Here is a 26,044-nt window from a genome sequence, read left to right on the forward strand (position 1 = left end):
CCGCGCCGGCTCATCTGTGGTCGTCGGTCTGTCAGTTTTTCCGTACTAATCCTGGTAAGCCAGCCACTCCTCCATCAGATGATCGAGCTCTGCCTGCACTTTCTCATACGACCGGTGAAGTGACAATGTCAGTTCATAATCACTGGCTGCGGCATCGAGCTTATCCTCAATTTCTTGAAGCAATAATTCTGTATCCGCAATTTTTTCCTCGATTTGCTTGATCTTTTTTTCTATCCGTTTGGTATTCTTGGACTCTTCCCTGTAATCTCTGGCTTTTTGAGCCTCTTCATTTTTACAGGTCTGATCTTGAGCGGCTTGAGCAGATTTTGTTTCTTCCTCTTCACTCTTCTCGCTCATCTCACGATAGGCCGTGTAGTCTCCCTCAAATACCTTCAGACCATTCACTGTAAGCAAAGCAATCTTATTCACGATTCGGTTCAGAAAGTACCGGTCATGGGATACGGTCAAAATTGTCCCGTTGTAATCCTGCAACACTTCCTCCAGGACTTCTCTCGTCTCCATATCGAGATGGTTGGTCGGCTCATCAAGCAAAAGCAGGTTTCCCTGATTCAGAAAAAGTTTGCAAAGTGCCAGCCTGCTTTTCTCTCCCCCGCTTAAACCAGCAACAGGTTTAAATACATCCTCTCCCCGGAAGCCAAAACGGGCTAAAACATTGCGTATTTCCGGATCGTCAAGCGTTGAAGAATAACGGATCTCGTCCATGACAATTTCCCTTAATCCAATATTCTCATGCTCCTGGGAATAGTAGCTGACGGAGACATTCGCCCCGGTCCGGATCGTACCGTTATACGGAATTTGTCCTGTAACAGCTCTCAACAGCGTCGTCTTTCCAATCCCGTTTCTGCCGAGCAGGGCAATCTTATCACCCCGGCGCAATTCCAAACCTACATGTTCGAATATGGTCTTCTGCCCGTACTTAACGGCCAGATCGTCTATCTCGAGAACCCGGTCACCTGAGCGGGTTTTGGCCTGGAGGCTTATGCTGAGTTTTTTCGAATCTTTCGGCGCATTCACCGGCGTAATTCTTTTCAGCATGGATTCTCTGCCCCGGGCTTGTTTAGCTTTGATTCCGGCACCATGACGCCGGATATACTCCTCCAGGTCCGCAATTTTTTTATTGATCCGTTCCGCTTCTCTGGTCAGCGATATTCTTTCAATATTCCGCTGCAGTTCAAATTCCGAATAATTGCCGTTGTAAGCTTTCAGGAACCCATCCTCAATCAGGAAGGTGCTGTCCACGACTCTGTCCAGGAAGTACCTGTCATGGGAAACGACAAGCACAGCTCCAACATAATCTCCCAGGTAATTTTCGAGCCATTCCAGTGCCTCAATATCGAGATGGTTCGTAGGCTCGTCAAGAATCAGAACGTCCGGATCACGCAGCAGAAGCTTGCCAAGCGCCAGACGAGTTTTCTGACCACCGCTTAAATGATTAGCTTCAGTCGTCTGATGCCGGTCCATCCCGAGTCCGGTCAGGATCTTGCGGATCCTGGCTTCGAGCGCATAACCACCCGCCCTTTCATATTGTTCCGTAAGCAGACTGTACCTTTCGAGCGTTTTCTCGTCGGCCTGTTCCGCCATTTTATTTTCCAAGGATCTGAGGCTGTCCCGCAGATCAAGAATATCCCGGCGTTCCGTCAGCATTTGTTCAAATACTGTACCGTGTTCTGCTGTGGCTGCCGCTGTCTGCGGCAGATAGCCGACAGTACCCTGCCAGTTGATATCTCCGTTTTCATGAGCAATTTCTCCCATGACAGCCCTGATCAGTGTTGTTTTACCTGCCCCATTGGCTCCGACCAGGCCGGCTTTTTGACCCTTTTCCAAACGCAGCGTTATATGATCCAGCAGGGTGCTCCCTGCTACTTCAATTTCAAGTCCATTGCAATAAAGTATGCTCATCCTTCTGTGAAATACTCCTCCTGGATTCTTTCTTCCTGCATTAAAAGTTATGTTTCTTCAAAACAAATTTCATCTATCTCTGGCAGTTTGGACAATACACCGTTGTCCTTCCGACTACTTTGATTTTAGCCAATTGACCTCCGCAATATTTACACTCCTGACCGCTGCGTCCGTAGACCATCAAATTTTCCTGAAATGCACCCTTCTTGCCGTCTGCGTCACGATAATCACGAAATGATGTTCCGCCAGCCGTGATTCCTTCCTGCAGAACCTCACAGATCGCATCGTAAAGCAGCATAATCTCCGACACCTTTAACGAAGCCGTATTCCTATCCGGCAAAATACCTGCGCGGAACAGGGCCTCGTCCGCATAAATATTTCCGATGCCGGCTACGACGGTCTGATCCAGCAGCGCAGCTTTGATCGTACTCTTTTTCCTGGCGAGACGCATCCCGAGCTGATCAAATGCAAATGACTCGTCCAGCGGTTCCGGCCCAAGTTTAGCCAAACAGGCAGCCTTAAAGGCCATTTGAAAAGACACCAGCTGTATTCTGCCGAATTTCCGGATATCGGAGTAATGAAGTTCCCCCTGATCGAGCCTAAACAGGACATGCGTATGTTTATCCGGCTCGTGCTGCTCAGGATAATAGATCAAACGTCCGGTCATCCTGAAATGAATGATCATCGTAAGGCCGTGACTCAGGTTCACGAGCAGATACTTGCCGCGTCTGTCAAGGCTTTCAATCGTCCGGTTCCTGACCAAAGCGCTGAAATCCTCATCCACCAGAGAAACTGCTGCCGGAGGCCATCGGACTTCGACATCTTCAATTGTCTTTCCCAGAATCCTTGCAGCCAGGGACAGCCGGATACTTTCTACCTCGGGAAGTTCAGGCATCGGATCGACCTCCTAAAACAACAGCGCACTCACCTGATAAGGGACCATATCATACCAGTTGCTTCCGACTTTGCAGTCTACCAGCAATGGAACAGAAATCGGGAAAGCCTGTTCCATCTCTTTTTTGACAATTGCTGCGACCTTGGGAAGCGCTGACGGTTCGACCTGGACTACCAGTTCGTCGTGAACCTGAAGCAAAATTTCTGCCTGCAGGCCCTGAAGTGCTTCAGCTACTTTGATCATCGCAATTTTCATCATATCAGCCGCGGTTCCCTGGATCGGGGTATTCTTGGCAATCCGTTCGCCAAACTGCCGCGTCATTCTGTTTGGATGAGACAATTCGGGGATTTTCCGCAGCCGGTTCAGCAGCGTACGAACCTCTCCCTTTTCTTTGGCTTCAGCGACGGCCTCCTCAAGATAACGGTGAACACCGCTGTATCTTTCAAAATACTGACTGATATAGTATTTTGCCTCTTTTCTGGAAATAGCCAGATCCCTGGCCAGTCCAAAGTCCGTCAGACCATACATTAAACCAAAGTTAACCGCTTTGGCCTTGCGCCGCATATCTGAATTGACTTCGTTCAGCGCTACGTCAAACACCTCGGCAGCTGTACGTCTGTGCACGTCTTCCCCGATCAGGAAGGACTCACAAAGTATCGGATCTTTCGAATAATGCGCCAGAATTCTTAATTCAATCTGAGAATAATCTGCGGATAACAAAAGCCAGTCTTCCTGAGTTGCCTGGAAAACCTTCCTAAGTCTCCGGCCTTCTTCCAGACGGATTGGAATATTTTGCAGATTCGGTTCGGTACTGGAAAGTCTGCCGGTAGCTGTAACCGTCTGCTGAAACGTGGTATGAATTTTGCCGTCACAGCACTGGGCCAGCAGGCCCTTGACATAGGTGGAATTCAGTTTAACCAGCTGCCGGTATTCCAGTAGTTTCTCCACGACAGCGTGCTCCGTCCGCAATTCTTCCAGCGTTTCCGCATCCGTTGAATAACCCGTTTTGGTTTTTTTGAGTGGCGGAAGCCCTAAATTCTCAAATAGAATCCTGCCAAGCTGCTGCGGCGAATTGATATTAAAGTTTTCACCGGCCAGATTGTAAATCTCGCTTTCTAATCGGCTGATCTTAACCTCAAGTTCCTGACCATATTCCTGGAGTTTCGCCTTGTCCAGAGCAATTCCGGTCTTTTCCATCCTGGCCAATATGAGGCTTAAAGGCTCTTCAACCTCATGCAAGAGCTTTTCAAGATCGTCTTCCGCCAGTTTTTCCATATAGGAAGCGGCAAGTTTCCGTAGCAGAGCTGCTTCCCGTGCCGGCGTATTCGAAAACAGATCCGTCACATAATCCCCCAGCAATTCGGAAGCGCTGTAATTGGACCGGTTCGGGTTTAACAAATAAGCGGCCAGGCTTAAATCCAAATCAACGCCGGCGAATGTCTTATTCTCATTCAGAAGCAGTGAATATAGCCCCTTGCTGTCTGCAACCACTTTGCGGACACCGTCGTCAGCCAGGATTTCTTCCCAGAGACGCAGCACACTTGGAGCAGCAGCATACCGGTTCAGCGAATACGTATGATGTTCATCACAGATCCCCATTTCAGTCCAGAGCCCCTGATGAATATTCCTGCCCTCAAAACGATAACTGAGTGCGAGGACCGGTTTCTGCTCAAGCCAAGTATTCAGCAGCTCCAGCCAGCCTTCTCCGTCCATGTTCTTTTCTTGCTGGACAGTATCAATGATCTCTGTATCTCTCATGCCGCCTTTATTCTGATCTTTCAAATTTCCATATAGGTTATTGATTAAATCCGGTTTAGAAGCAGCTATCTCGTGAGTCTTTATTTCCTGATTTTTGTTACCTGATGCTTTTTGCTTCTTGCTTTTTTCGACAAATTGCGCAGGACTCGTTACCGCAGCGAGGCTCTGTTCAAACAGCGATGCGACTTTATATAAGCTGTAGCTATGGAGGATCCTTCTACAGGCATCTTTGTCCGGCTCCGTCCATCTTAAGTCGTCAAGAGAAAACGTAACCGGCACATCGTGAATCATTGCTGCGAGCTTTTTGCTTAAGAGTGCCTGATCAGCGTATTGATTCAGCAGTTCCTTTAATTTATTGCCTTTGACCTCATCCTTATTCTGCAGCACATTTTCGACGGACCCGTATTCGTGAAGCAGTTTCAGTGCGGTCTTTTCCCCTACACCGGGAATCCCAGGGATATTGTCCGAAACGTCCCCCATCAGGCCTTTCAGATCGATAATCTGGGCAGGCTTCAGCAGATATCTTTCTTCCAGCCGTTGTTCGTTGTAACACTCAACTTCCGAAATCCCTTTCATTGTCAGCAGCACAGAGCTATGCGGCGAAATCAGCTGAAGAGCGTCCCTGTCTCCGGTAAAGATTAAAACTTCTATTTGCTGGGCGATCGCCAGATCGTTTACTGTCGCTATGATATCATCCGCTTCGTAACCTTCCAGTTCCAGAATCGGAACGGCCATCACCCGCAAAATTTCTTTAAGATAATTAAACTGCGGCCGCAAAGTCTCCGGTGTCTCTTTCCGGTGAGCTTTGTAGCCTGCAAACTGCTCAATGCGGACCGTTGCTTTCGTCTTGTCAAAAGCTACGACCCAATAATCAGGCTTCTGCTCTTTCTGGAGCCTGAACAACATGGTTAAAAAACCGTGCACAGCGTTCGTCGGAAGACCTTCGTTGGAGGTAAGCGGCGGAAGCGCATAGAAAGCTCTATTGATAAGACTGTTACCGTCTAAGATCAGCATCCGGGGCATCGTAATACTCCTTTCAAGAACCGTTTCTTCAGAATCTCCCTCGGAATCATTCGTCAAACAATTCCTTTGAATATACCTTTCTATATCATAACCTTTTCTGGAATCAAGTACAACAAGTACACAGCACAGAAAAATAAACGGCTGCATTACTGCAAGCCGTTTAATATCCGCTGATTTCAGTCATCCACACTTCTTTGTCCGCTATATCAATTGATTTCGATCATTCATCGTGCTATTCTCTGAAAAGTATCGGAGACTTTCTGGATACTGGCATTGAGCTCCGTGGGTAGACAGTTCCTACCTCTCTAAGGCATCCTATTATAGATAATAGGCTTAAAGGAAAGTTTTGACTTTTTCTTTCCTTGTAAAAATTCAGGATTGTCAGAAGGCTCACTTTCATATTCAGTCTCAGGCTTGGTTTCTAGTTCAGTTATACTACCTGCCTGATCATGATGATCATGATTTTGACTCTTCCCTATGAACCTTGCGCCCTGTTCAATCTGAAGCCCTTTTGTTTTTATATCACCATAGACTACGGCAGTTGAAGCTATTACCAATAAGTTCTCAGCTGTAATATTTCCATGTACTTCTCCCTGTATCCGGGCGTTTACAGCAAAAATTTCCGCTTCTACTTTTCCATGCGGACCCACAAGTAGATCTGCTTTTGTTTCAATTGTGCCTTCAAGCTCCCCGTCAATTATCACATTGGTTCTGGAGTTTATTTTTCCTGTTATTTTGCATTCTTTGGCAACGTACACGTCATTATCCGTTTTTTTACCAAATTCGACAGCTTCCATCTTCTTTTCCTTTCACTCTTCCATTATTAAACATTATATTTAAATTTAGGATATGACAACGGAGCCAAATATTATATAGGCCATTAGTCCTATTTTTATACAATAGTTACAAACAGTGATATGTAAATCTACAATAACTTAGCGTAATCAGCCGAGATATATAGGATCGGGCATATAGTGGAAATAGAAAGAGGATACAGCAAAGTTGCATCCTCTTTTCTTATGTCAATTATCCTGTACGTTTATTCGGACCGCAAATCCTTTTCCCTGATTTCAACCCTGCGGATTTTGCCGCTGATGGTTTTGGGGAGCTCGGTCACAAACTCAATGACCCTCGGATATTTATAGGGTGCGGTTACCTTTTTGACATGATCCTGCAATTCTTTAATCATGTCTTCCGAAGGTTCGTAACCTTTGTTCAGTACGATCGTCGCCTTGACGTTAAATCCTCTGATAGGATCCGGAACACCCGTTACCGCTGATTCCAGAACAGCGGGATGCTCCGCGAGCGCCGACTCGACTTCGAAAGGCCCGATGCGGTAACCGGATGATTTAATAATGTCGTCATTCCTGCCGATATACCACAGGAAACCAAGCTCATCACGGTAGGCCAGATCGCCGGTATGATACAGGCCGTCATGCCAGGAACGCTGCGTATTCGCTTCGTCCCGGTAATAGCCCATAAAAAGACCTTTCGTCTTGGTCGCGTAATCCGGAGCTTTGATGCAGATTTCCCCGGTCACACCAGGGTCAACCTCTTTGCCGTCTTCATCCGTAATCACCATCTGATAACCCGGTGTGGGCATCCCCATCGAACCCGGTCGCGGCTGCACCCATGGATACAGGATTGAGCAGCAAACGGTTGTTTCCGACTGCCCAAAGCCTTCAAAGATACGCAGTCCGGTAGCCTGCCGCCATTGATTGAACACTTCCGGATTTAGGGCCTCTCCTGCGGTACAGCAGTGTTTCAGCGCCGACAGATTGTAGCCCTTTACATCTTCCCGCAGCATAAAGCGGTACATGGTCGGCGGTGCACAGAAAGTGGTTATTTGGTATTTCTCCAGTTTCTGCAAAATATCCGCACCGTTAAAGGTGTCAAAGTCATACGTGAATATCGCTGATTCACCTAACCACTGGCCATACATTTTGCCCCAGAGAGATTTCAGCCAACCGGTGTCGGAAATTGTGAAATGCAGGCCGCCAGGCTCTACCCTGTGCCAAAAAATGCCGGTCATAGTATGTCCCAAAGGATAAGCATGGTCATGGGAGACCATCTTGGGGTAGCCGGTCGTTCCGGAGGAAAAGGCCATAATCAGCATATCCGTGACTTTGGTCGCTTCTTCGCCGGTAGGGCGTTCCCATTGGTCAGACGCAGCTTCGATCCCGGCTTCAAAATCGAGCCAGCCTTCCCCTGCATCCTTATGTTTGGTAACCGCTTTGATCTGAACCGTTTTACATTCCGGAGCAGCCTCGTCAAAATGCCGGGTACAATCACCGTCTGCGGTAATCACGGCCATCTTGATACCTGCCGCCTGGCAGCGATAGATATAATCTTTCGCCGTCAGCAGGTTCGTAGCCTGAACAGCCACTGCGCCAATTTTATGCAGAGCCATCATCGCATACCAGAATAAATAGCTTCTTTTTAAAACCAGTAGGACAAGATCTCCTTTTTTAATGCCAAGTGACTTAAAATAATTCGCCGTCTTATCAGACCAGCGTTTCATTTCAGCAAAAGTAATCCTTTTTTCTTCACCGCTATTGCTTACCCAGAGCATCGCCAGCTGATCGGGTTTCTCCTCAGCCAGTTTATCAAGGACATCGTAGGCAAAGTTAAAATCATCCGGACAGGTCACCTTAAAATTTTTATATAAATCTTCCAGCGTGACATAGTCGTCCCGGTGTCTGCCAATATACTTCTCATACATGATCATGTGCGCGTCCTCCTTTATTTCATGACGATGGCCAGGAATTTTGCCGGAGCATCGCCATGGGCCTTCATCGCGTGGGGAACGGACGAATCGAAGTAAACGCTGTCACCCTCACCGAGTTCGTAAACCATCTCACCGATAAAAAAGTCCATGGATCCTGAAACCAGGTAATTGAATTCTTGCCCGTCATGGGAATGACGTTCCGGTATCGCATTGTTCGGTTCTACTGTCACCATAAACGGTTCAGCTTTCTTATTGCGGAAGGTGAAGGCCAAGTGCTTGTAATCGTAAGCTTTTCGGCGGTTGATCTCATACCCGCCGCCGGCTCTGACCACGCAGCAGGTGGATAGCTTCGGTGACTCGCCGCTGATGATATCCAGTACGTCAACCCCTAAAATACCTGCAACATTGTACAGAAAACTAAACGAAAAATCTTTTTCTCCTGCTTCATATTGAAGATAATCCGTAACCGGAACATCGAGTATCTCAGCAATTTTTTCCGGCGTGAAGCCCGTTGACTCGCGCAGCATCAAGAGACGTGCGCCCATGTCCTTTAGTTGATCAGTCAAGTTAATGGCACCTCCTTATAATTTGCCTGTTTTAAGTAAAACTTGGCTGAAGCCAAGCCTTGGCTAAGGCTACAGCCTTAGCTGTACTTATGTATAGCAGAAAGCGCTTAGAGCCTTCCTGCTATACTAAAATAATTGCCGAATCATACTACTATACTATAACACTATGTTTCAATAGTATTATAATACTATGCTGTAATACAATACGGCAATACTTTTACAAGACTTTTTTGAAATACTTAAGTCGAAACGGTACGACTTAAGTTAAGACACTACGACTTCAGTTAAATTTATACCCGATTTCTATCGCTTTGATATTGGATGCCAGAAGATCTTTCTTTCTCTCCGGAATCGACTTGGATACTGCTTTATTCAGCATCTCCAGATCAAAGATACCGGCTTGCTTGGCAATTTTCCCAACCATGACCATATTCCCGAGTCCTTTCAGACCGGCATCTTCAGCCAGCCTCGTGGCCGGTATATAAAAGGTCTGAACATCGGGACGCTGTACCTGAATCGGGATCAGGGAGGAATCCACGATGATTGTCCCGTTTTTCTGGACGTCCATTTCAAATTTTTCGAGGGACGGCTGGTTCATCGCAACCAACATCCCGGGATAGGTAATAATCGGTGATCCGATCGGCGTATCACTGACAATCACGTTGATATTGGCTGTGCCGCCGCGCATTTCCGGTCCGTAGGACGGAAGCCAGCTGACTTCCTTGCCCGCGAGCAGCCCGGCATAGACAAGAATTTTGCCGGCGAACAGCACACCCTGTCCGCCAAAACCTGCAATCATAAGTTCAAGTGTCGTGCTCATTAGAAAACCTCCTTATCCTTATAGATACCCAGCGGGTAGTAAGGAATCAGGTTCTCGCGCAGCCAGGTGAGCGCTTCAACAGGCTCAAGCCCCCAGTTGGTCGAGCAGGTCGACAGAACCTCGACAATCGTAAAGCCTTTCCCGGCGCTCTGGTATTCAAAAGCCTTTTTGATCGCCTTCTTGGCGTTAATCACATTTTTAACACTGTCTACGGACACCCGCTCCGCATAGGCCGTCCCGTCAATCGTGGAAAGCGTTTCGCAGATTTTCAATGGGAAACCTGCATACTTTGGATCTCTTCCGTAAGGAGAGGTCTGCGTGATCTGGCCAGGGATGGTCGTAGGGGCCATTTGTCCGCCGGTCATGCCGTAAATGGCATTGTTGACGAAGATAATGGTAATATTTTCACCTCGGGCTGCTGCATGAACGGTCTCAGCCGTCCCAATAGCTGCCAGGTCTCCGTCCCCCTGGTACGTAAATACGATATTGGCCGGATTGGCGCGCTTAAGGCCTGTCGCAACTGCCGGAGCCCGGCCGTGCGCTGCCTGCGCCATATCACATTCAAAATAGTTATAAGCAAGTACAGCGCAGCCAACAGGGGCGACACCGACTGTTTTTCCGGTAAGATCAAGTTCGTCCAGAACTTCTGCCACCAGCCTGTGAATAATCCCATGGGTACAGCCGGGGCAATAATGACTGGATACATCTGAAAGTGCTTTCGGTCTTTGAAAAACGATTTCCATCATTAACTCCTTTCCGCCTGCGCAGCGTTTTCTATGGCTTCCAAGACAGCTTCTGGAGTCGGAACCATCCCGCCGGTACGGCTGCAGAGATGCACCGGACGGCTGCAGCGGATGCTCAGTTCGACGTCCTGAATCATTTGACCCATACTCATTTCGACCACCACAAAAGCCTTTGCTTTTTCCGCTGCGGCTTTTAGCTGGTTTTTAGGGAACGGCCATAAAGTAACCGGACGAATCAACCCTGCTTTTATGCCTTTTTTACGGGCTTCGTTAATCGCATTTCGGGCTATTCTGGCGCAGATACCATAAGCAACGATAATTACTTCCGCATCCTCGGTTAGGTAATTGTCCGTTCTGGCAATTTTCTCAACTTCCGCGTATTTTTCAAAACGTTTCAAGTTAAGCATCTCGAGCTCTTCGGCTTCGAGATAAAGCGAATTAATGACATTTCTTTTTCTCTGACCTTTTGTTCCAGTCAGCGCCCAATCCTTGGTAACGTTCGACGCCGCTTCGCCGCGGCTGATGTCCACAGGCTCCATCACCTGTCCGAGCATCCCGTCGCCTAAAATCATCGCGGTCATCCGGTACTGGTCAGCCAGTTCAAAAGCTTCTATCGTCAGGTCGAACATTTCCTGAACGTTATTCGGTGCGAGCACAATCATATGAAAATCTCCGTGACCGGAAGAACGTGTTGCCTGGAAATAGTCGGACTGGGACGGACGGATTCCGCCAAGTCCAGGACCGCCGCGCTGAATGTTGACCAGCACTGCAGGCAGATCGCTTCCTGCCATATAGGATAAGCCTTCGCTTTTCAAGGAAATTCCCGGGCTCGATGAAGACGTCATCGCTCGGACTCCCGCTGAGGACGCTCCGTAAACCATGTTGATGGCCGCAATTTCACTTTCCGCCTGCAAATAGGTTCCCCCGATTTTCGGCATACGTTTAGCCATATAAGCTGCGACCTCGGTCTGAGGCGTTATCGGATAACCGAAGAAATGACGGCAGCCGGCCATAATTGCGGCTTCAGCAATTGCTTCATTTCCCTTCATTAATACTTTTTCCGCCATTTTCTTTAATTCACCTCTTTTTCAATCTGAATACAAACATCCGGACACATGATCGCGCAGAATCCACAGGCAGTGCACGCTTGCTGATCTGTCATTTCCGCAGGATGAAATCCTTTGCTGTTAAGGATTTCGGGCGAAAGTCTGAGCAATTTCTTAGGACAAGCATTTACACAAAGAGAGCAGCCTTTGCATCTGTCTGCCTCGATTGTTAGTTTCGTCACTTTTGCCATTCATACTCCTCCAAATCTATTGGAAATATATTTTGAATATTACTTGCCAGTTCCGCTGCCAGACTTCTCTGCACGGTTGTCATCACAATCGGCAGTCCCGTCCTTGCAGAGATTTGCTCTGCGTAAGGAAGCGAATTCATGACATCAGAGGCGGTAGTAGCATTACCCAGGTTGGAATTATTAATAATTCCGGAAAATTTGATTCGCGCTGCGGCTTCAATTTCGTATTTAATTTTAATCGTCGCTTCGGCATCGCGGCTTAAAGGCCGGTACATATTTACAACAATACAGGCAGCAGCATCTGTACGGTGAAGCTGTTCGTAATAGCGGCCGAGAGCATAGGCGCCTCTGTCGTCTCCGCCGACATCGATCACCGCATAGGCGTCGCGTTCGTCAAATACCGCATTGATTTCTCCCGGAACAGCAGGAATATCAACATTCGAATTCGCATAATCCGAGGAAATCAGCTTAATCCCTGACCGTTTCAGCATCTGCGCGCTATCTTTCGTTCTGAAATAAGGGTTAACAATATCCAGATCGGCAATGGTGACTTTCTGATGACTTTTTTTCAGCCACAAAGCGTAGTTTACAGCAACACTCGTCTTGCCGCTGCCATAGTGACCGGCAAAAATGGTAACCCTTGCACTCTGCACACGAGACCTCCTAAAGTAAGAATACTAAGACAATTAAAATTAATAATACCACAAATTCACGTTTGATATCAACTTCAATACATATTTAATACTCAATTTTCGGCCAATTTTCGGCTTATTTAATGCTTACTTCGTTGTTTTTCATAATCCAAATAGATCCTTTAATTTCAAAGCGATATCCGTGTCCATATAGGTCAGCATCGCAAGCTTTAGATCACTTTTTTCTTCCGCGGTAAGCTTGTTGTATTCTGCGATGACCCTGCCGGCTTGATCGCGATAAGGCGAGGAAGGATTTTGGATCAGATTATTGACAACCGTCATCATGAATCCGACAATTTGTTTTTCCTGCACTGTTTTTACATTTGCATAGACGATCCCTAACTGGCTGTAAACAGTACGCAGCAGCACTTTTGTCGCTTCAGAATTAATTTGAGAACCGCTTCCTCCTTGGCCAGTTGAATTTGCGCCTCCGGCAGCACTTTCGCTGCTCGAAACTTTTTCGTCTTTCTTCACTTCGAATGTCATCTTGTCAGGTTTTACTGAAAAGGCTATGATCTCAAAAGGAAAAAAATCATTTGTTAAAACAAGGGTGTCGCCTTCAAGGGTAATTCCTTTATCAGCTATCGCCCTGATCTTGCTGAGCTTATTGAGGACCAAGCCTTTCGGCAGTAATATTTTGCCTATTTTAAAATTCTCCGGTATATAGACTATGCTCCCGTCGCTGTAAAACAGATACCCCTCTGAATATAGCTGAAATTTGATTTTCTGCCCGATTGTTCCCCCAACAAATATCTCAATCCTGTTTTTCCCAAGCTTGGAAGTAAGCCCTGTAAGATACGGGACAGACTGCAGTTTCTTTTCGCAATAAAAAGCCATTGCGCTGTTGATCTCGTCTTGACTGAATTCAATCGTCCCGCCTTGTTTTTTGATATTCTTCACCTTATCTGCCATTTCTGTCACTGAGACAGTCTGGAAGGCAGGCTCATCTTCTGACCATAGAGCCGTAACAGTTGAAATGATCATCACAAACACAACAAGACAGGCAATGCTGACTCCTAAAACTTTTTTTGATAAAAATTTTAGCCCGAACAAAAAAACACTCCTCTCAGCGCTTACTGCCAGAGCAAACCTGAAGCGTATTGCACCGATCTCTAACCTTATACCGGCATCTATGTTAAGAATACCATAAGAACCATTTGATTACATCCATCGTCTCTCAATACACCATTGTCCGATGAACAGCAAATACGGGTGTTTAGACTCAGATCCGAATCATAAACACCCGTATTCGTGAATTGTCGATTGCAAATTTGTTCTACCTTTTAGTATGTAACCGTTTTACACTGGAACAATGTAAAACCTGCCAACTTACTTGCAGTTTTCTAAATTCTTTATGGCAATAGAACTCAAAAAACTTAAAGTAATTAGTAATTGTGAGGGTTACGGAAAGGCACGCAATTACTTCTTTGGACCAAATAAATAAATGGAAAAGTATTCTTCTCCATCTTTTTCAATCCTATACATTACTTTTTTCTGCTTGGAAGGCATTTTCACAATATTAAAATTATTGGTTATAAAATACCCGAAACCGAGTTCGTTCATTGGGAAGTATAATATCCCGTTATCATCTTTAATCGGTTTAAATGTATCATAAGAGATTTGCTGGATTTTTATGCCATCCGGAGCCTGTTCTGAAAAGATAAGCTGGCAGTGTTGATACATCTCAAAGTCATGATACAGTTCAGCAAATTGGTTTTCCATTTCAATCCCCCCTTTCCGGTTTTATTACTTCGCTATGAAGATTTCATTTCCTGCCCCAAAACTCAAAATTTGGCTAAAATCCTGATTTTATACAGGTATATACATTTATTGTATATAAGGCTTGCAAAAAATAATAAGCTTCTTTCTGGCAATCCCGCTCATGGGATGCAGCCAAACAAAACAACAAACCGAGAACAATCCCTGGTCTAAATGTTAAAAACTTACTGAATTAAAATAAACTACCTGTGTATTTTATTCCTATATGCAGATACTACAGATAAATAAACAAAAAGGAGGGATATCTAATGGCTAAGTATAAACTGCCGGTTAACAAACAAAGCGTTGCCAGCGAGCTTAATGTTAACTTAGGTCCAGACACCTCCGCAAGACAAAACGGCTCTGTTGGAGGTAGCATGGTTAAGAAAACCTTTGAATACATTAACGGTAAAATCTAAATCATCCAGCCATGACAGCGAAAGCCCCGAAGGATCTTACTCCCTCGGGGCTTCGATGTTCGTATATCTTTCACCATTCATAGTTCTTCTATATTTTAAGCCTTTAAATTACTTGGTGCCGAAGGCCGGGGTCGAACCGGCACATCCTCACAGATATCGGTTTTTGAGACCGACGCGTCTGCCAATTCCGCCACTTCGGCACGCCTTACTTTTGCTATTTTATAGTATCAGCGTCAAAAACGCAAGTACATTGCCACTTTTTTACGGCTATTTTCATATTATTTTTCACTCCGATAAAGACAACTTGGATTATGAACGCATAATACCGGTCAGAATCTCGTTGGCTTCCTCAGCCTCCGATTCCGGCACGAGTATTTCGACGCTTACGTCGGTGGATTCCTGTGAACCAACTGCTTTTAGCTGGACTAAAATACCTTCGTCTGCAAATGCTTTTTGATATTTTTCAGCAACTGCTTTATTTGGTGCTATATAAATGACTGTCCACATATTCTATCCTCCAATAAGCGTTTAGACCATCTTATTATACTTTTGAATCATTGCTTTCTCCACATTCGGCGGAACTAATCCTGAAACATCTCCTTGCAGACTTGCCGCCGATTTGATCGAGCTGGAACTGATGAACGAATACTCGCTTTTTGTCATTAAAAAGACGGTCTCGATGTCGGGAGCCAGCTTTTTATTCATCAAAGCCAGCTGAAATTCGTATTCGAAATCAGTCATGGCCCGCAAACCTCTGATCAGCGCAATAGCTCCGCATTCACGCGCAAAATCCACAGTCAGACCGCCAAAAGACTTGACTTCAACATTTTCCATATCGCTGGTTTCGCATCTCAACAGTTTCTGTCTTTCTTCCAAGGAAAAAAGCGTCTGTTTGTTACTTTCGGAAGCTACTGCCACAATGACACGGTCAAAAAGATAAATGGCTCTATGCAGGATGTCAAGGTGTCCATTGGTTACTGGATCGAATGTCCCCGGGTATATTGCAGTTCGCACAAAAAATCTCCTTCAGTCTAGAAAATATCTTAGTGTCATAAAATCTATTTATGGGATTCGCCCCAAAGCGGCAATATCCTGCCTCTTCCAACAAATTTTTATTGCCATCTTACCTGATCATTTCCCAAAAGCGCAATAAGCGCCCTGTCAAGCTCTTCAGATGGCCTGACAAAATAATTTGGACTTATCTCAAAGGTCTTCTTATTATCCTGGCAAAAGAAATAGACAGGATGCGTTCCGCGAAATGCCCCAAGAACCGCCAGGATCTTATCGGTCAGCTCCGTATCCTGATTGCTTGGAATCTTCAGAAACAATTTATCCGGTTTGACGCTACATTCCTCGATCGGCAGAACTTTTTCAGCAAATATTTTCTTTTCATCTTCATTCACATAATAACGACCGTGAACAACCACAATATGGTCGTTGTCCATCCTGACAACTTCCGGAAACAATCTGGGAAATACCAGAACCTCAATCGTTCCGGTCAGATCCTCCAGTAAGAAGGTAGCCATCATTTCCCCTTTTTTCGTTATTGTTTGCCGATAAGAATTTATTATCCCACCTAGAATGACCTTTTTTTCTTCCGTACTTTCGAGACAAGCCGCAATTTCTGAACTCGTGATTTTCCTGAGCAGGTCATTCACGGAATAAAGCGGATGGGCTGTGAGATATATACCGATATACTCCCTCTCCATCTTCAGGATCTCGTTCTCGCTGAATTCCGGTATTTCAGGCATAACCAGCCCTCCATCGAGGTCCTGATCGAGATCAAACAAAGACATCTGGCCGGATTCGCTGTCCTTTTGCCGGTTCTGGGCCAGCTCCAGGGCCTGATCCAGGACTTTCATAGCCTGAGCGCGGCTGCACAGTGACTGAAATGCGCCGGCCTTAATCAGACTTTCCAGGGTTCGTTTGTTCAGAACTTTAGCATCCATGCGTACAATAAAATCATAAAATGAGGTAAACGGGCCGTTCTCTCTTTCGGCGATGATCCTGTCAACCACCTGTGTCCCGACATTGCGGATCGCCTCGAGTCCAAAACGTATCGCTCCGTGTTCAATGGTAAAATCCCGGTAACTGTACTGGACATCGGGCGGCAGAATCTCAATGCCGCTGCTCCTGGCCTCCTGAATATAAAAAGTGACTTTATCTGATGCGCCGATCACGGAACTCAACAGCGCCGCGGTGTATTCCAGCGGATAATTCGCTTTTAGATAGGCTGTCTGGTAAGAGATCATCGCATAAGCCGTAGCGTGGCCCTTATTGAATCCGTACTCGGCAAATTTGGCCATCAAATCAAAAATCTCTTCGGCTTCCTTTTCACCTATACCCAGACGGAGCGCTCCCGGCACAATCCATTCGCCGCCGCTGTCCTGCAGGCCATAGATAAAGTTCTGCCTTTCTTCGGCCATGATTTTCTTGTCTTTTTTCCCCATGGCCCTGCGCAGAAGATCTGCTCGTCCAAGAGAGTATCCGCCAAGATTCTGGGCAATCTGCATGACCTGTTCCTGATAGACGATAATCCCGTACGTCGGTCTTAAAATTTCTTCCATTTTCTGATGCAGGACCTTGATCTGCCCGCCATGCTTTCGGCGCACGAACTCCGGAATCTGTTCCATCGGACCAGGACGGTACAGAGCGAGCACAGCAATAATATCTTCAAAACAACTGGGCTTCAAATCTTTTAAGATAGCCCGCATGCCGCCGCTTTCCAGCTGAAATACGCCTGTGCTGTTCCCTTCGGAAAGCAGTTGATAGGTCGCTTGGTCATCCAGCGGCAAATGATTCAGATCAAGCCGGATACCGCGGGTTTTCCCAATATTCGCCTGGGCTTTGGTCAGAATCGTCAGGTTCCGCAAGCCCAGGAAATCCATTTTCAGCAGTCCGATCTCCTCGACCAATTTCATCGGGAACTGGGTCATCAGCAGCCCGTCGGAAGTTTTCTGAAGCGGAAGGTAACTGGTCAATTCATCCCTGGCAATCACGACGCCGGCAGCATGCGTGGAAGCATGCCTCGGCATCCCCTCCAGCGATTTTGAAATCTCATAGAGCCTTTTGATTTCCTCTTCTTCCCTAACCATTTTCTGCAGCTCCGGAGAAACGGTCAGCGCCCTTTCCAGCGTCATGCCCAGTTCGAATGGAACAGCTTTGGCAACTTTATCGACTTTGCTGAGCGGTATATTCAGGACTCTTCCGACATCCCTCAGCACGCCCTTGGCGCCCATGGTACCAAACGTAATAATCTGGCAGACTTTCTCTTCCCCATACTTTTCCGTCACATATTTGATGACTTTTTCCCGGCCTTCCGGGTCAAAGTCGATGTCAATATCCGGCATCGAAATCCTTTCCGGATTTAAAAAACGTTCAAAAAGAAGATCATGGCGCAACGGCTCCACGGAGGTGATGCCGAGCAAGTACGCAACCATGCTCGCAGCTGCCGAACCACGCCCCGGACCGACCGCAACATCATGCTCCCGGGCATACCGGCAGAAATCGGACACAATCAGAAAATACCCGGAAAAACCAGTCTGGGTAATAATCCCAAGCTCATATTCCAGCCGCTCCCGCTGTTCCGGCGTTGCATCGGGGTAGAACACCGGGAACGCCTTCCAGCATAATTCCCGCAGGTACTCGTCCAAGGTGCAGCCCTCCGGAACCTCGTACACCGGCAGATAATGCTGGCCAAACGAAAAGCTGACGTTGCAGCGCTCCGCAATCTCATTCGTCTGGCGTAAAACCTCGGGCGTCTCCCCAAAAAGCAAATTCATCTCCTGCTTGCTTTTCAGATAATACTCGCTGCCCTCAAAGCTCATCCTGGAGCTGTCGGCCAGCGTCTTTCCGGTCTGGATGCACAGCAGGATATCCTGAACCGACGCATCTTCTTTCCGGATATAATGGACATCGTTGGTCGCGAGCAGCGGAATCCGCGTCTCCCGGTGCAGGTCCCAGAGGCCGGCATTAACTTTTCTCTGATCGGTGATGCCATGATCCTGCAGCTCCAGATAAAAGTGTTCTGGACCAAAAATATCAAGATACTCCATCGCCGCCGCTCTGGCTCTGGCCGGATTGTCCTGCATCAGGTACTCCGGGATCTCTCCGCCCAGACAGGCGCTCAGTGCAATTAAACCTTTACTGTGCTGCTGTAAAAGCTCCTTGTCGGCCCTGGGTTTGTAATAAAAGCCGTCCACGTTGGCCTGCGAGACAATTTTCACCAGGTTCTGATAGCCCTCGTTCGTTTCGGCAAGAAGGACCAGATGATAGTTCTTGTCATCTTTGCCGAGAACCCGTTCCGTTCTTTTTCCCGGAGCCATATAGATCTCACAGCCGATGATAGGCTTAATTCCCTGTTTGCCGCAGGCTTTATAAAAATCCAGCACGCCGTACATCACGCCGTGATCAGTGATCGCGAGCGCCGGCATTTCCAGCTCGGCAGCGGAATGCACAAGGTCATTGATTCTGGCCGCGCCGTCCAGAAGGCTGTATTCGGTATGAACATGAAGATGTGTGAACATAGCCTATCTTTTATCCCCCATCCGGGCTGTCATCATCCCTTTAGCCAGGACTCCGTTATCGTTGAAAACTTCAATCTCAATATTGCAGTTCTTTTTTGTTACGAGCAACAGTCTGGCCGAAATGCTGACGACTGTTCCGGCCGGAACCGGATGGAACTGATAAAAGCTGAAATTTTCTGTGATCGCATCCAAGCGGTATTTTTTTCGGAGCGCAATGTAACCCGCCGTATTCATCAGGGTTACCAGAACACCGCAGCTGGCTGAACCAAATTCATTCACCATAAACTGCGTGATTTCGCCCCGAATGGTCAGGTATTCAGACTCTTCCACATAACCAAAGCCGCTTAAAACCAGATTATCCACGGTCTCGCCGAACTGAGGCTGCTTTTGGATCTGCTGAAAAGCCTCGAGTACATCCTGCAAGCTTATGATTCCGATCAGCTTGCCGTTTTCAAGTACGGGCGCAATCTCCCAGCCCTCCCAGACCATTTTGCGAGAGATATGGGTAACCGGATCGTCTCTTCCGACGGTCAGCGGATTCCTGTTCATGACTTTGGTGATCTTGACCTCGACGCCTTCGCCGGCGACATCGACCGCGGTCACAATACCGAGCAGGTTGTGCTGGTTATCGATGACCGGGAAGCGGCTGTGTCCGGTCTTCTGCGAAAGCTTATACCAGTCTCCGATCGTCGCACTGTCTTCCAGAACCTTCGCATCCTTAACCATGATATCTTCAATGAGCAATAGTTCCTTGCCGATGAGCCTGTCAAAAAGCGCCCGGTTGATCATCGTCGTAACTACGAAGGTGTCATACGGGGAAATGATAATCACTGAATTCAGGCTCTTGGCCAGCGCCACGACCTCTTCCGTAGGTCCCGGGCCTCCGGAAATAAGCAAAGGAACATTATTTTTCAAGGCAAGGAGCTGGGCATCTGTCCTGTTGCCGACGATACAGAGCGCGCCTTCTTCCAGATAACGCGCTAAATCTTTCAGTTCCATCGCCGCAATAATAAACTTATTCGGACATTCCGTCAGCCTTTTCTCTCCGCAGATGACAAGCCCTTCCACGATTTGGGCCACTTCCTGAAGCGTAAGATCTTCAATCTGTTTTTCTTTGACGCCTTCAATCCGCAGCGTCCCAACCTTCGGGATCGAACGGACAAACCCTTTGTTCTCCGCTTCTTTAATTGCGCGGTAAGCAGTCCCTTCGCTGACATCAAGCTCTTTGGCAATAAACCGGACTGATACCTTGCTCCCTATGTCGAGATCCTCAATAAAATTAAGAATCTGCTGATGCTTTGTCTTTGTCAAATAAAAACGCCTCACCTGTTTTTTTCATTAATTATATCACATGGTGAGGCTTTGAACTAATTGTTGTTATATAGTAGTTTTTATTTATTGATCCGTTTTAATCTTTGAGACAACTTTCCGCCTATTTTTCCGGAAATTCTCGGAGACAGGGAATCCCAGCCCTCGTTTTGGACCTGCTGGATGATGCCAAGTTCCGAAGCAATCTCCATTTTCATTTCCTCAATGAAGTCTGGTCTCTTCTTCCTGTTATCCTTTTTTTTCGTATTGCCTGTGTTTTTCTTGGTGATGTTTTCTCTCATGCTTTAACGCTCCTGTTCAGAGTATGGAGACTGCGGCCAGTGAACCGTCCCGGTTGGGGCATTCGGGGGTCTTCAGCCCATGGTTGTTTTCCAGACGGCAGACGCCGTCCACAGCATAAATGCATTCTTTCGCGCAATCTTTGGTTCTCATTCTGTTTTCATCTCCTTACAGTCTATTTTTGCCCTGAAAAGCAAAAAATATCCTGTAAGGGTTACAGGATTTTCTTTGAAACATATCTATCTGTCTAATCTTATGATCAATATCGGTTTTTATATCATAAATTTGCTTTGTCTTCCAGCTTTCTTGATATGATTCTGCGCTGCATTAATGCCCTTTAGATTCTACAACTTCATATACTGTCCCGGCTCAAGAATCATTCCCTTGCTCTCCGGTGCTTTTCTGCTTAGCAGCGCGAGAAAGGCCTTGGCATCCTGCTGTTCTTCCTCAAATGTATTGTAATGCATCGGAACCACGACTTTGGCCTGGAGCATCCGAGCTGCTTCGGCCGCATCTTCCGGCCCCATCACAAAATTATCCCCGATCGGCAGCATAGCCAGATCGATTTCCGTCAGGCTGCCAATAAGCTTCATATCCCCGAACAAACCGGTATCCCCGGCATGGTAAAGCTGCTTGCCTTCGAGCTGAAGCAGAAAACCGCAGGCCAAACCACCATACAGACAGGTTCCGTCAGCCTGCTCGATCCCGGAACCATGAACGGCCTGAGTCAGCTTTACAGTTCCAAACGGAAAGACGTGCTTACCCCCGATATGCATGGAATAAACCCTCACCCCAAAGGTCTCCGCATACCGGCATAATTCGAAATTCGAGATCAGGACTGCCCCGGTCAGCCTGGCCAGTTCGACCGCATCTCCCAAATGATCGTCATGACCATGGGTGACTAAAATTGCATCAAGCGTTTTAAAATCAGGCGGTTTGACCTCTGCTTTCGGATTCTTCCGCAAATATGGATCTATCATCAGCCGACCTGCGTCAGACTGGATTTCAAAACAGGCATGGCCGTGAAAGATAATATTCATACTTTATTCCTCATTCTGATCTTTGCTTCTTGATTCTGCTCTTCTTGATTCTGCTCTTCTGGATTCTGCGTTTCTGCCTGACTCTGCTCTTCCGTTTTTTGCTGCATTCCCGCGTCATCCTTCTCCACGTCCATCTTATCTTCCATGTCTGCAGAAACCGGTCTTGTCACCGTGTACCAGTTATGCAGACGAAACTTTCTGAACATAATCCGCAAAATAATGCCGAGGTCAATGACCACCAGAATCGCCGCGATGTACCAGTGTCCATAGGCGGAGAAAATTGCCGCCAGCCCGAAACAAAGGCTGATTCCATATAGAACAAACACTGCCTGGCGCTGGTTCAGGCCAGTATCAAGCAAACGGTGATGAAGGTGTCCCCTGTCTGCCCGGACGATCGAATGTCCTTTCCATTTCCTCCGGATGATCGCAAACAGCATGTCCATCAAAGGCATGCCGAGCACCAGCAACGGGAAAACCAAACCGAGTACCGTAGCGGTTTTCAGCAAACCCCAAATAGAGACTGCTCCGATCATATAGCCGAGAAACATGCTCCCGGAATCACCCATAATGATTTTAGCAGGATTAAAGTTATAGAACAAAAAGCCCAGCGTTACGCCGCTCAGGGCCAGCATCAGAAGATCGGCCCCCGGATAGGCTGAACGGATCGTTGCGGACCAGAACAATGTGATCGCCGCAATAAAGCAAATACCCGAAGCGAGGCCATCCATACCGTCGGATATATTCACAGCATTGACCAAACCGACAATCCATAGCACGGCAAAAATGTTGCCAATCAAGCCAAGTTGGACAACACCATATAGAGGCAGCGTGATATGCGGGACCGCCATGCCGAAAAAAATCAGTATTACCGCTGCTAGGATCTGCCAGAGCAGTTTGATCAGAGGCCGCATTCCTTTTACATCATCATAGATGCCGACCGCAAAAATAATTGTGCTGCCGAGGAAAAGTCCGATCAGCATTTTATTCACGGCTACCGTCAGAAAAACAGCCAGCCAAAAAGCCAGATAAATCGCAGCGCCGCCGAGACGCGGAATCGGGGCTTTATGTATTCTCCGCTCGCCCGGATAATCCATCACACCCCATTCTCTGGCCAGGATAATGGAGACGGGTGTTAAAATCAAAGCAAATAGAACTGCCAGCAAAAATGTTGATAAATAAGAAAGCATACTACCTCCGGATATCGTGAGTTAAATGGCACCGCGACATTAGGCCCGTCGAATGCTTTGTCATCCTGACGCATTCGACACTAGGCACATCGTGTGCCGTCGTCCGTGGCCTTGTCGTTCCTTGCCATCCATGGCATCACGACATTAAGCCATCCGTGGCCGTCACACTTGGCCTGGGAAACCCCATTGACGCAGGACCTCATACGCAATCACCGCGACTGAATTGGACAGATTTAAGGACCTCGCATCCTTTCTCATCGGCAGGCGGATCTGCCGGTCAGGATAGCGCTGTAGGATTTCCGGCGCCAGCCCCTTCGTTTCCCGTCCAAAAAGCAGATAGCAGCGGTCTGGAAACTCCACATTTGTATAGAACTTAGACGCTTTGGTCGTGGCCAGAAAAAACTGACCTTCAGCGTTCTGGGTTTCAAAATCGTTAAAATTTTCATAAACATGTACCTTTAAGAGATGCCAGTAATCGAGTCCTGCTCTTTTTAAATGCTTGTCGTCAATACTGAAGCCGAGCGGCTTCACTAAATGCAGGTCGGCCTGAACAGCTGCGCACAATCTGGCAATATTTCCTGTATTGGGAGGTATCTCGGGTTCAACTAGTACGATGTTTAACCTGCTGTCTGTCATCATCATTTTCTCCAAAAACTGCTCTTAAATCTAAGTAGTAAACACAACAGCTATATTATAACCCGAAAACAACGAAAAATGAACGTTGAAATATTCACACTGCAAAAAATCTACCCATACCTTAAAAAAATCTGCTATATTATGTATACTTTTTTGTTATACTGGATGAATCAGGCTCATTCTGTTATATTATAAAGTTGGATCATAAATTAAATAAAGGGGTAAGAAATATGAAACAAAACTTAACACAAAAAATATTATCCGCCCATCTCATCTCCGGTGAACTTGGGGCCGGAGGAGAAATCGGCATCAAGATAGATCAGACTTTAACACAGGATGCCACAGGAACTATGGCTTATCTTCAGTTTGAAGCCGTTGGCATTCCAAGAGTCAAAACAGAATTATCTGTCAGCTACATCGATCACAACACACTGCAGACGGGTTTTGAAAATGCTGACGACCATGCTTTTCTCCAAAGCTGCGCTTCCCGCTTCGGGGTTTATTTTTCGCGTCCCGGCAACGGGATCTGCCACCAGGTCCATCTTGAGCGTTTCGGAAAACCTGGTAAAACCCTGTTAGGCTCGGATAGTCACACCCCTACCGGCGGCGGAATCGGCATGCTGGCCATGGGTGCCGGCGGCCTCGATGTTGCCGTAGCCATGGGCGGCGGCGAATTCTATCTGCCTGACCCGAAAGTTGTCAAAATCAATCTAACCGGGAAATTAGCTCCGTGGGTGTCCGCCAAAGATGTCATTCTGGAAGTCCTGCGCCGCCTGTCCGTCAAAGGCGGTGTCGGCAAGATCTTTGAATATGCCGGTCCTGGCGTCTCTATGTTAAGTGTCCCCGAAAGAGCTACCATCACCAACATGGGTGCCGAACTCGGTGCAACGACCTCTGTCTTCCCGAGCGATGAACAGACCCGGATCTTCCTGAAAGCCCAGGGCCGCGAAAACGACTGGATTCCGCTTGAAGCCGACGCCGATGCAGTATACGATGAGGAAATCTTTATCGACCTTTCTGCCTTGGAACCGCTTGCAGCTCAGCCGCATATGCCTGACAACGTCGCTGCCGTAAGTACGTTAACGAATATCAGAGTCAACCAGGTAGCGATCGGCAGCTGTACGAATTCTTCCTACCGCGATCTGATGACCGCCGCCGCCATCTTAAAAGGCAAAGTGGTCGATCCGAGCGTCAGCCTGGTGATCGCTCCCGGCTCCCGTCAAGTTCTGACCATGCTGGCCAATAACGGCGCGCTGACCGATCTGCTTGATTCCGGAGCCAGAATATTGGAATCCGCCTGCGGGCCCTGCATCGGCATGGGCCAGTCCCCTTCCTCCGGCGCCGTCTCCTTAAGGACCTTTAACCGCAACTTTGAAGGGCGCAGCGGAACTGCCGACGCCGGCGTATATCTGGTCAGCCCGGAAGTCGCTGCTGCCAGTGCGCTGACAGGTTACTTTACCAATCCCCGCACGCTGGGCCCTGCTGCTGAGATTCCCATGCCGGAAAATTTTCGGGTCGATGATTCGCTGATTATTCCGCCCGGTTCTCCGGACACCGCCATCGTGCGTGGTCCAAATATCAAACCGCTGCCGATTGCTCCGAAGCTTACGCCAGATCTGGAGCTTCCCGTCGTCATCAAGCTCAAGGACAATATTACCACAGACGATATCATGCCTGCAGGTGCCAAAATCCTGCCGCTCAGATCCAATATTCCTGCTCTTTCTGAATATGTTTACAGCAAGATTGATGCCGAGTTCTCTGCCAGGGCCAGGCAGCTCGGTCAAAGCATCATCGTGGCCGGACAGAACTACGGTCAGGGCTCCAGCCGCGAACATGCCGCACTGGTTCCGATGTACCTCGGTGTCAGAGTTGTCCTGGCCAAAAGCTTTGCCCGGATTCATAAAGCTAATTTGATTAATTTCGGCATCCTGCCGCTTACTTTTGTCAACGAAAGCGACTACGATCTGATCAAGGACTACAGCAAGCTTATCTTTACAAATCTGACTGAAGCCCTATCAAACTCCGAAGAATTTGATATCTTGTTAAGCGGAAAAAATGCTTCCATCAGGGTCAGCCATAACCTGACTGAACGCCAGATTGGAATCATCCTAGCCGGAGGCTTGCTGAATTATACCAAAGAAGCCGGCAAATAAGTTTTTTTATCTAAGAAAAACTATCCTGCTTGTAGAGCTCTGAATCCTAGCATGGCCAAAAGATGCTGCTCAGGAAGAGAAAGCAGGGGGAAAATTAGCCATGACACTGTAAAGTGATCTTATTGCATGCGATAGAAAGCCCGAAGGCCAAGGAATCATAACTCCTTGAACTTCGGGTTTTTATCTGGGTCCAATACTCTTTTTGATACGCTTCTTGTTTGAATACTAATCTTGTTCAAATAAAAGATATCATTCTAATAATAAAAAATAGGCAT

General features: G+C 47.2%; 24 protein-coding genes and 1 tRNA gene. 2 read left to right on the forward strand and 23 right to left on the reverse strand.

The window, feature by feature from the left end:
* Window positions 1-45: 45 nt before the first annotated feature.
* The 13 genes from AAH944_RS08525 to AAH944_RS08585 all read right to left on the reverse strand — a co-directional run bounded on the left by AAH944_RS08525 (window position 46) and on the right by AAH944_RS08585 (window position 14,164).
* Window positions 46-1,920: an ABC-F family ATP-binding cassette domain-containing protein gene (locus tag AAH944_RS08525; RefSeq protein WP_415534327.1), complete on the reverse strand. Its 1,875-nt coding sequence runs from the start codon at window positions 1,918-1,920 to the stop codon at window positions 46-48.
* Window positions 1,921-1,993: 73 nt separating this feature from the next.
* A complete protein-coding gene (gene mutM / locus AAH944_RS08530; RefSeq protein WP_415534329.1) occupies window positions 1,994-2,815 on the reverse strand; it encodes a DNA-formamidopyrimidine glycosylase in 822 nt (273 codons plus the stop codon).
* 12 nt (window positions 2,816-2,827) lie between these two features.
* The gene (gene polA / locus AAH944_RS08535) at window positions 2,828-5,596 is read right to left on the reverse strand and encodes a DNA polymerase I (RefSeq protein WP_415537831.1); all 2,769 of its coding nucleotides are present in this window, start codon (window positions 5,594-5,596) and stop codon (window positions 2,828-2,830) included.
* Between the two features lie 305 nt (window positions 5,597-5,901).
* On the reverse strand, window positions 5,902-6,393 hold the full coding sequence (locus AAH944_RS08540) for a bactofilin family protein (RefSeq protein ID WP_415534331.1): 492 nt from the start codon (window positions 6,391-6,393) through the stop codon (window positions 5,902-5,904).
* A 242-nt stretch (window positions 6,394-6,635) separates the two neighbouring features.
* The gene (locus tag AAH944_RS08545) at window positions 6,636-8,324 is read right to left on the reverse strand and encodes an AMP-binding protein (protein WP_415534333.1); all 1,689 of its coding nucleotides are present in this window, start codon (window positions 8,322-8,324) and stop codon (window positions 6,636-6,638) included.
* 14 nt (window positions 8,325-8,338) lie between these two features.
* A complete protein-coding gene (locus AAH944_RS08550; protein WP_415534335.1) occupies window positions 8,339-8,890 on the reverse strand; it encodes a helix-turn-helix domain-containing protein in 552 nt (183 codons plus the stop codon).
* A 280-nt stretch (window positions 8,891-9,170) separates the two neighbouring features.
* Complete coding sequence (locus tag AAH944_RS08555; RefSeq protein ID WP_415534337.1) at window positions 9,171-9,710, reverse strand: 2-oxoacid:acceptor oxidoreductase family protein; 540 nt, start codon at window positions 9,708-9,710, stop codon at window positions 9,171-9,173.
* Entirely contained in the window at window positions 9,710-10,453 is a 744-nt protein-coding gene (locus tag AAH944_RS08560; protein WP_415534339.1) for a thiamine pyrophosphate-dependent enzyme, read from the reverse strand. Before AAH944_RS08560 ends, AAH944_RS08555 begins: the two co-directional genes overlap by 1 nt.
* Before the next feature lie 2 nt (window positions 10,454-10,455).
* Window positions 10,456-11,520, reverse strand: coding sequence for a 3-methyl-2-oxobutanoate dehydrogenase subunit VorB (gene vorB, locus AAH944_RS08565; protein ID WP_415534341.1), 1,065 nt, complete (start codon window positions 11,518-11,520; stop codon window positions 10,456-10,458).
* Window positions 11,521-11,525: 5 nt separating this feature from the next.
* A complete protein-coding gene (locus AAH944_RS08570) occupies window positions 11,526-11,750 on the reverse strand; it encodes a ferredoxin family protein (protein WP_415534343.1) in 225 nt (74 codons plus the stop codon).
* Complete coding sequence (locus AAH944_RS08575) at window positions 11,738-12,403, reverse strand: hypothetical protein (RefSeq protein ID WP_415534345.1); 666 nt, start codon at window positions 12,401-12,403, stop codon at window positions 11,738-11,740. The genes AAH944_RS08570 and AAH944_RS08575 overlap by 13 nt, the downstream gene beginning before the upstream one ends.
* A 141-nt stretch (window positions 12,404-12,544) precedes the next feature.
* Complete coding sequence (locus AAH944_RS08580) at window positions 12,545-13,495, reverse strand: hypothetical protein (protein ID WP_415534347.1); 951 nt, start codon at window positions 13,493-13,495, stop codon at window positions 12,545-12,547.
* Window positions 13,496-13,861: 366 nt separating this feature from the next.
* A complete protein-coding gene (locus AAH944_RS08585) occupies window positions 13,862-14,164 on the reverse strand; it encodes a hypothetical protein (RefSeq protein ID WP_015042992.1) in 303 nt (100 codons plus the stop codon).
* Window positions 14,165-14,469: 305 nt separating this feature from the next.
* Here AAH944_RS08585 and AAH944_RS08590 point away from each other — a divergent pair, with 305 nt between their 5' ends.
* Window positions 14,470-14,619, forward strand: coding sequence for a small, acid-soluble spore protein, alpha/beta type (locus AAH944_RS08590; RefSeq protein ID WP_015045136.1), 150 nt, complete (start codon window positions 14,470-14,472; stop codon window positions 14,617-14,619).
* A gap of 113 nt (window positions 14,620-14,732) precedes the next feature.
* Here the strand turns inward: AAH944_RS08590 and AAH944_RS08595 are convergent.
* The 10 genes from AAH944_RS08595 to AAH944_RS08640 all read right to left on the reverse strand — a co-directional run bounded on the left by AAH944_RS08595 (window position 14,733) and on the right by AAH944_RS08640 (window position 23,619).
* Window positions 14,733-14,819: transfer RNA gene (locus tag AAH944_RS08595), tRNA-Leu, on the reverse strand.
* A 109-nt stretch (window positions 14,820-14,928) separates the two neighbouring features.
* On the reverse strand, window positions 14,929-15,126 hold the full coding sequence (locus AAH944_RS08600; RefSeq protein ID WP_015042994.1) for a DUF2007 domain-containing protein: 198 nt from the start codon (window positions 15,124-15,126) through the stop codon (window positions 14,929-14,931).
* A 21-nt stretch (window positions 15,127-15,147) separates the two neighbouring features.
* Window positions 15,148-15,633 (reverse strand): pantetheine-phosphate adenylyltransferase, encoded by a 486-nt coding sequence (gene coaD / locus AAH944_RS08605; RefSeq protein ID WP_415534350.1) that lies wholly within the window; start codon window positions 15,631-15,633, stop codon window positions 15,148-15,150.
* A 98-nt stretch (window positions 15,634-15,731) separates the two neighbouring features.
* Window positions 15,732-19,145 carry a DNA polymerase III subunit alpha gene (locus tag AAH944_RS08610; protein ID WP_415534352.1) on the reverse strand — a complete coding sequence of 1,138 codons (3,414 nt, stop codon included), beginning with the start codon at window positions 19,143-19,145 and terminating at the stop codon, window positions 15,732-15,734.
* 3 nt (window positions 19,146-19,148) lie between these two features.
* Window positions 19,149-20,456, reverse strand: a complete 1,308-nt coding sequence (locus tag AAH944_RS08615) for a DRTGG domain-containing protein (RefSeq protein WP_415534354.1) — start codon at window positions 20,454-20,456, stop codon at window positions 19,149-19,151.
* A gap of 80 nt (window positions 20,457-20,536) precedes the next feature.
* Window positions 20,537-20,755, reverse strand: a complete 219-nt coding sequence (locus AAH944_RS08620) for a small, acid-soluble spore protein, alpha/beta type (RefSeq protein ID WP_019226481.1) — start codon at window positions 20,753-20,755, stop codon at window positions 20,537-20,539.
* Window positions 20,756-20,771: 16 nt separating this feature from the next.
* Window positions 20,772-20,906 (reverse strand): hypothetical protein, encoded by a 135-nt coding sequence (locus AAH944_RS08625; RefSeq protein WP_015042999.1) that lies wholly within the window; start codon window positions 20,904-20,906, stop codon window positions 20,772-20,774.
* A gap of 191 nt (window positions 20,907-21,097) precedes the next feature.
* A complete protein-coding gene (locus AAH944_RS08630; RefSeq protein ID WP_415534357.1) occupies window positions 21,098-21,793 on the reverse strand; it encodes a metal-dependent hydrolase in 696 nt (231 codons plus the stop codon).
* Window positions 21,790-22,980 carry a glycosyltransferase family 4 protein gene (locus AAH944_RS08635; protein WP_415534359.1) on the reverse strand — a complete coding sequence of 397 codons (1,191 nt, stop codon included), beginning with the start codon at window positions 22,978-22,980 and terminating at the stop codon, window positions 21,790-21,792. The genes AAH944_RS08630 and AAH944_RS08635 overlap by 4 nt, the downstream gene beginning before the upstream one ends.
* Before the next feature lie 162 nt (window positions 22,981-23,142).
* Window positions 23,143-23,619: a tRNA (cytidine(34)-2'-O)-methyltransferase gene (locus AAH944_RS08640; protein WP_415534361.1), complete on the reverse strand. Its 477-nt coding sequence runs from the start codon at window positions 23,617-23,619 to the stop codon at window positions 23,143-23,145.
* 227 nt (window positions 23,620-23,846) lie between these two features.
* Between AAH944_RS08640 and AAH944_RS08645 the strand changes: the two genes are divergently transcribed.
* The gene (locus AAH944_RS08645) at window positions 23,847-25,769 is read left to right on the forward strand and encodes an aconitate hydratase (RefSeq protein WP_415534363.1); all 1,923 of its coding nucleotides are present in this window, start codon (window positions 23,847-23,849) and stop codon (window positions 25,767-25,769) included.
* Window positions 25,770-26,044: the final 275 nt, after the last annotated feature.

The organism is Dehalobacter sp. CP (genome assembly GCF_047652685.1).
In the GTDB taxonomy this organism is placed as follows: Bacteria; Bacillota; Desulfitobacteriia; order Desulfitobacteriales; family Syntrophobotulaceae; genus Dehalobacter.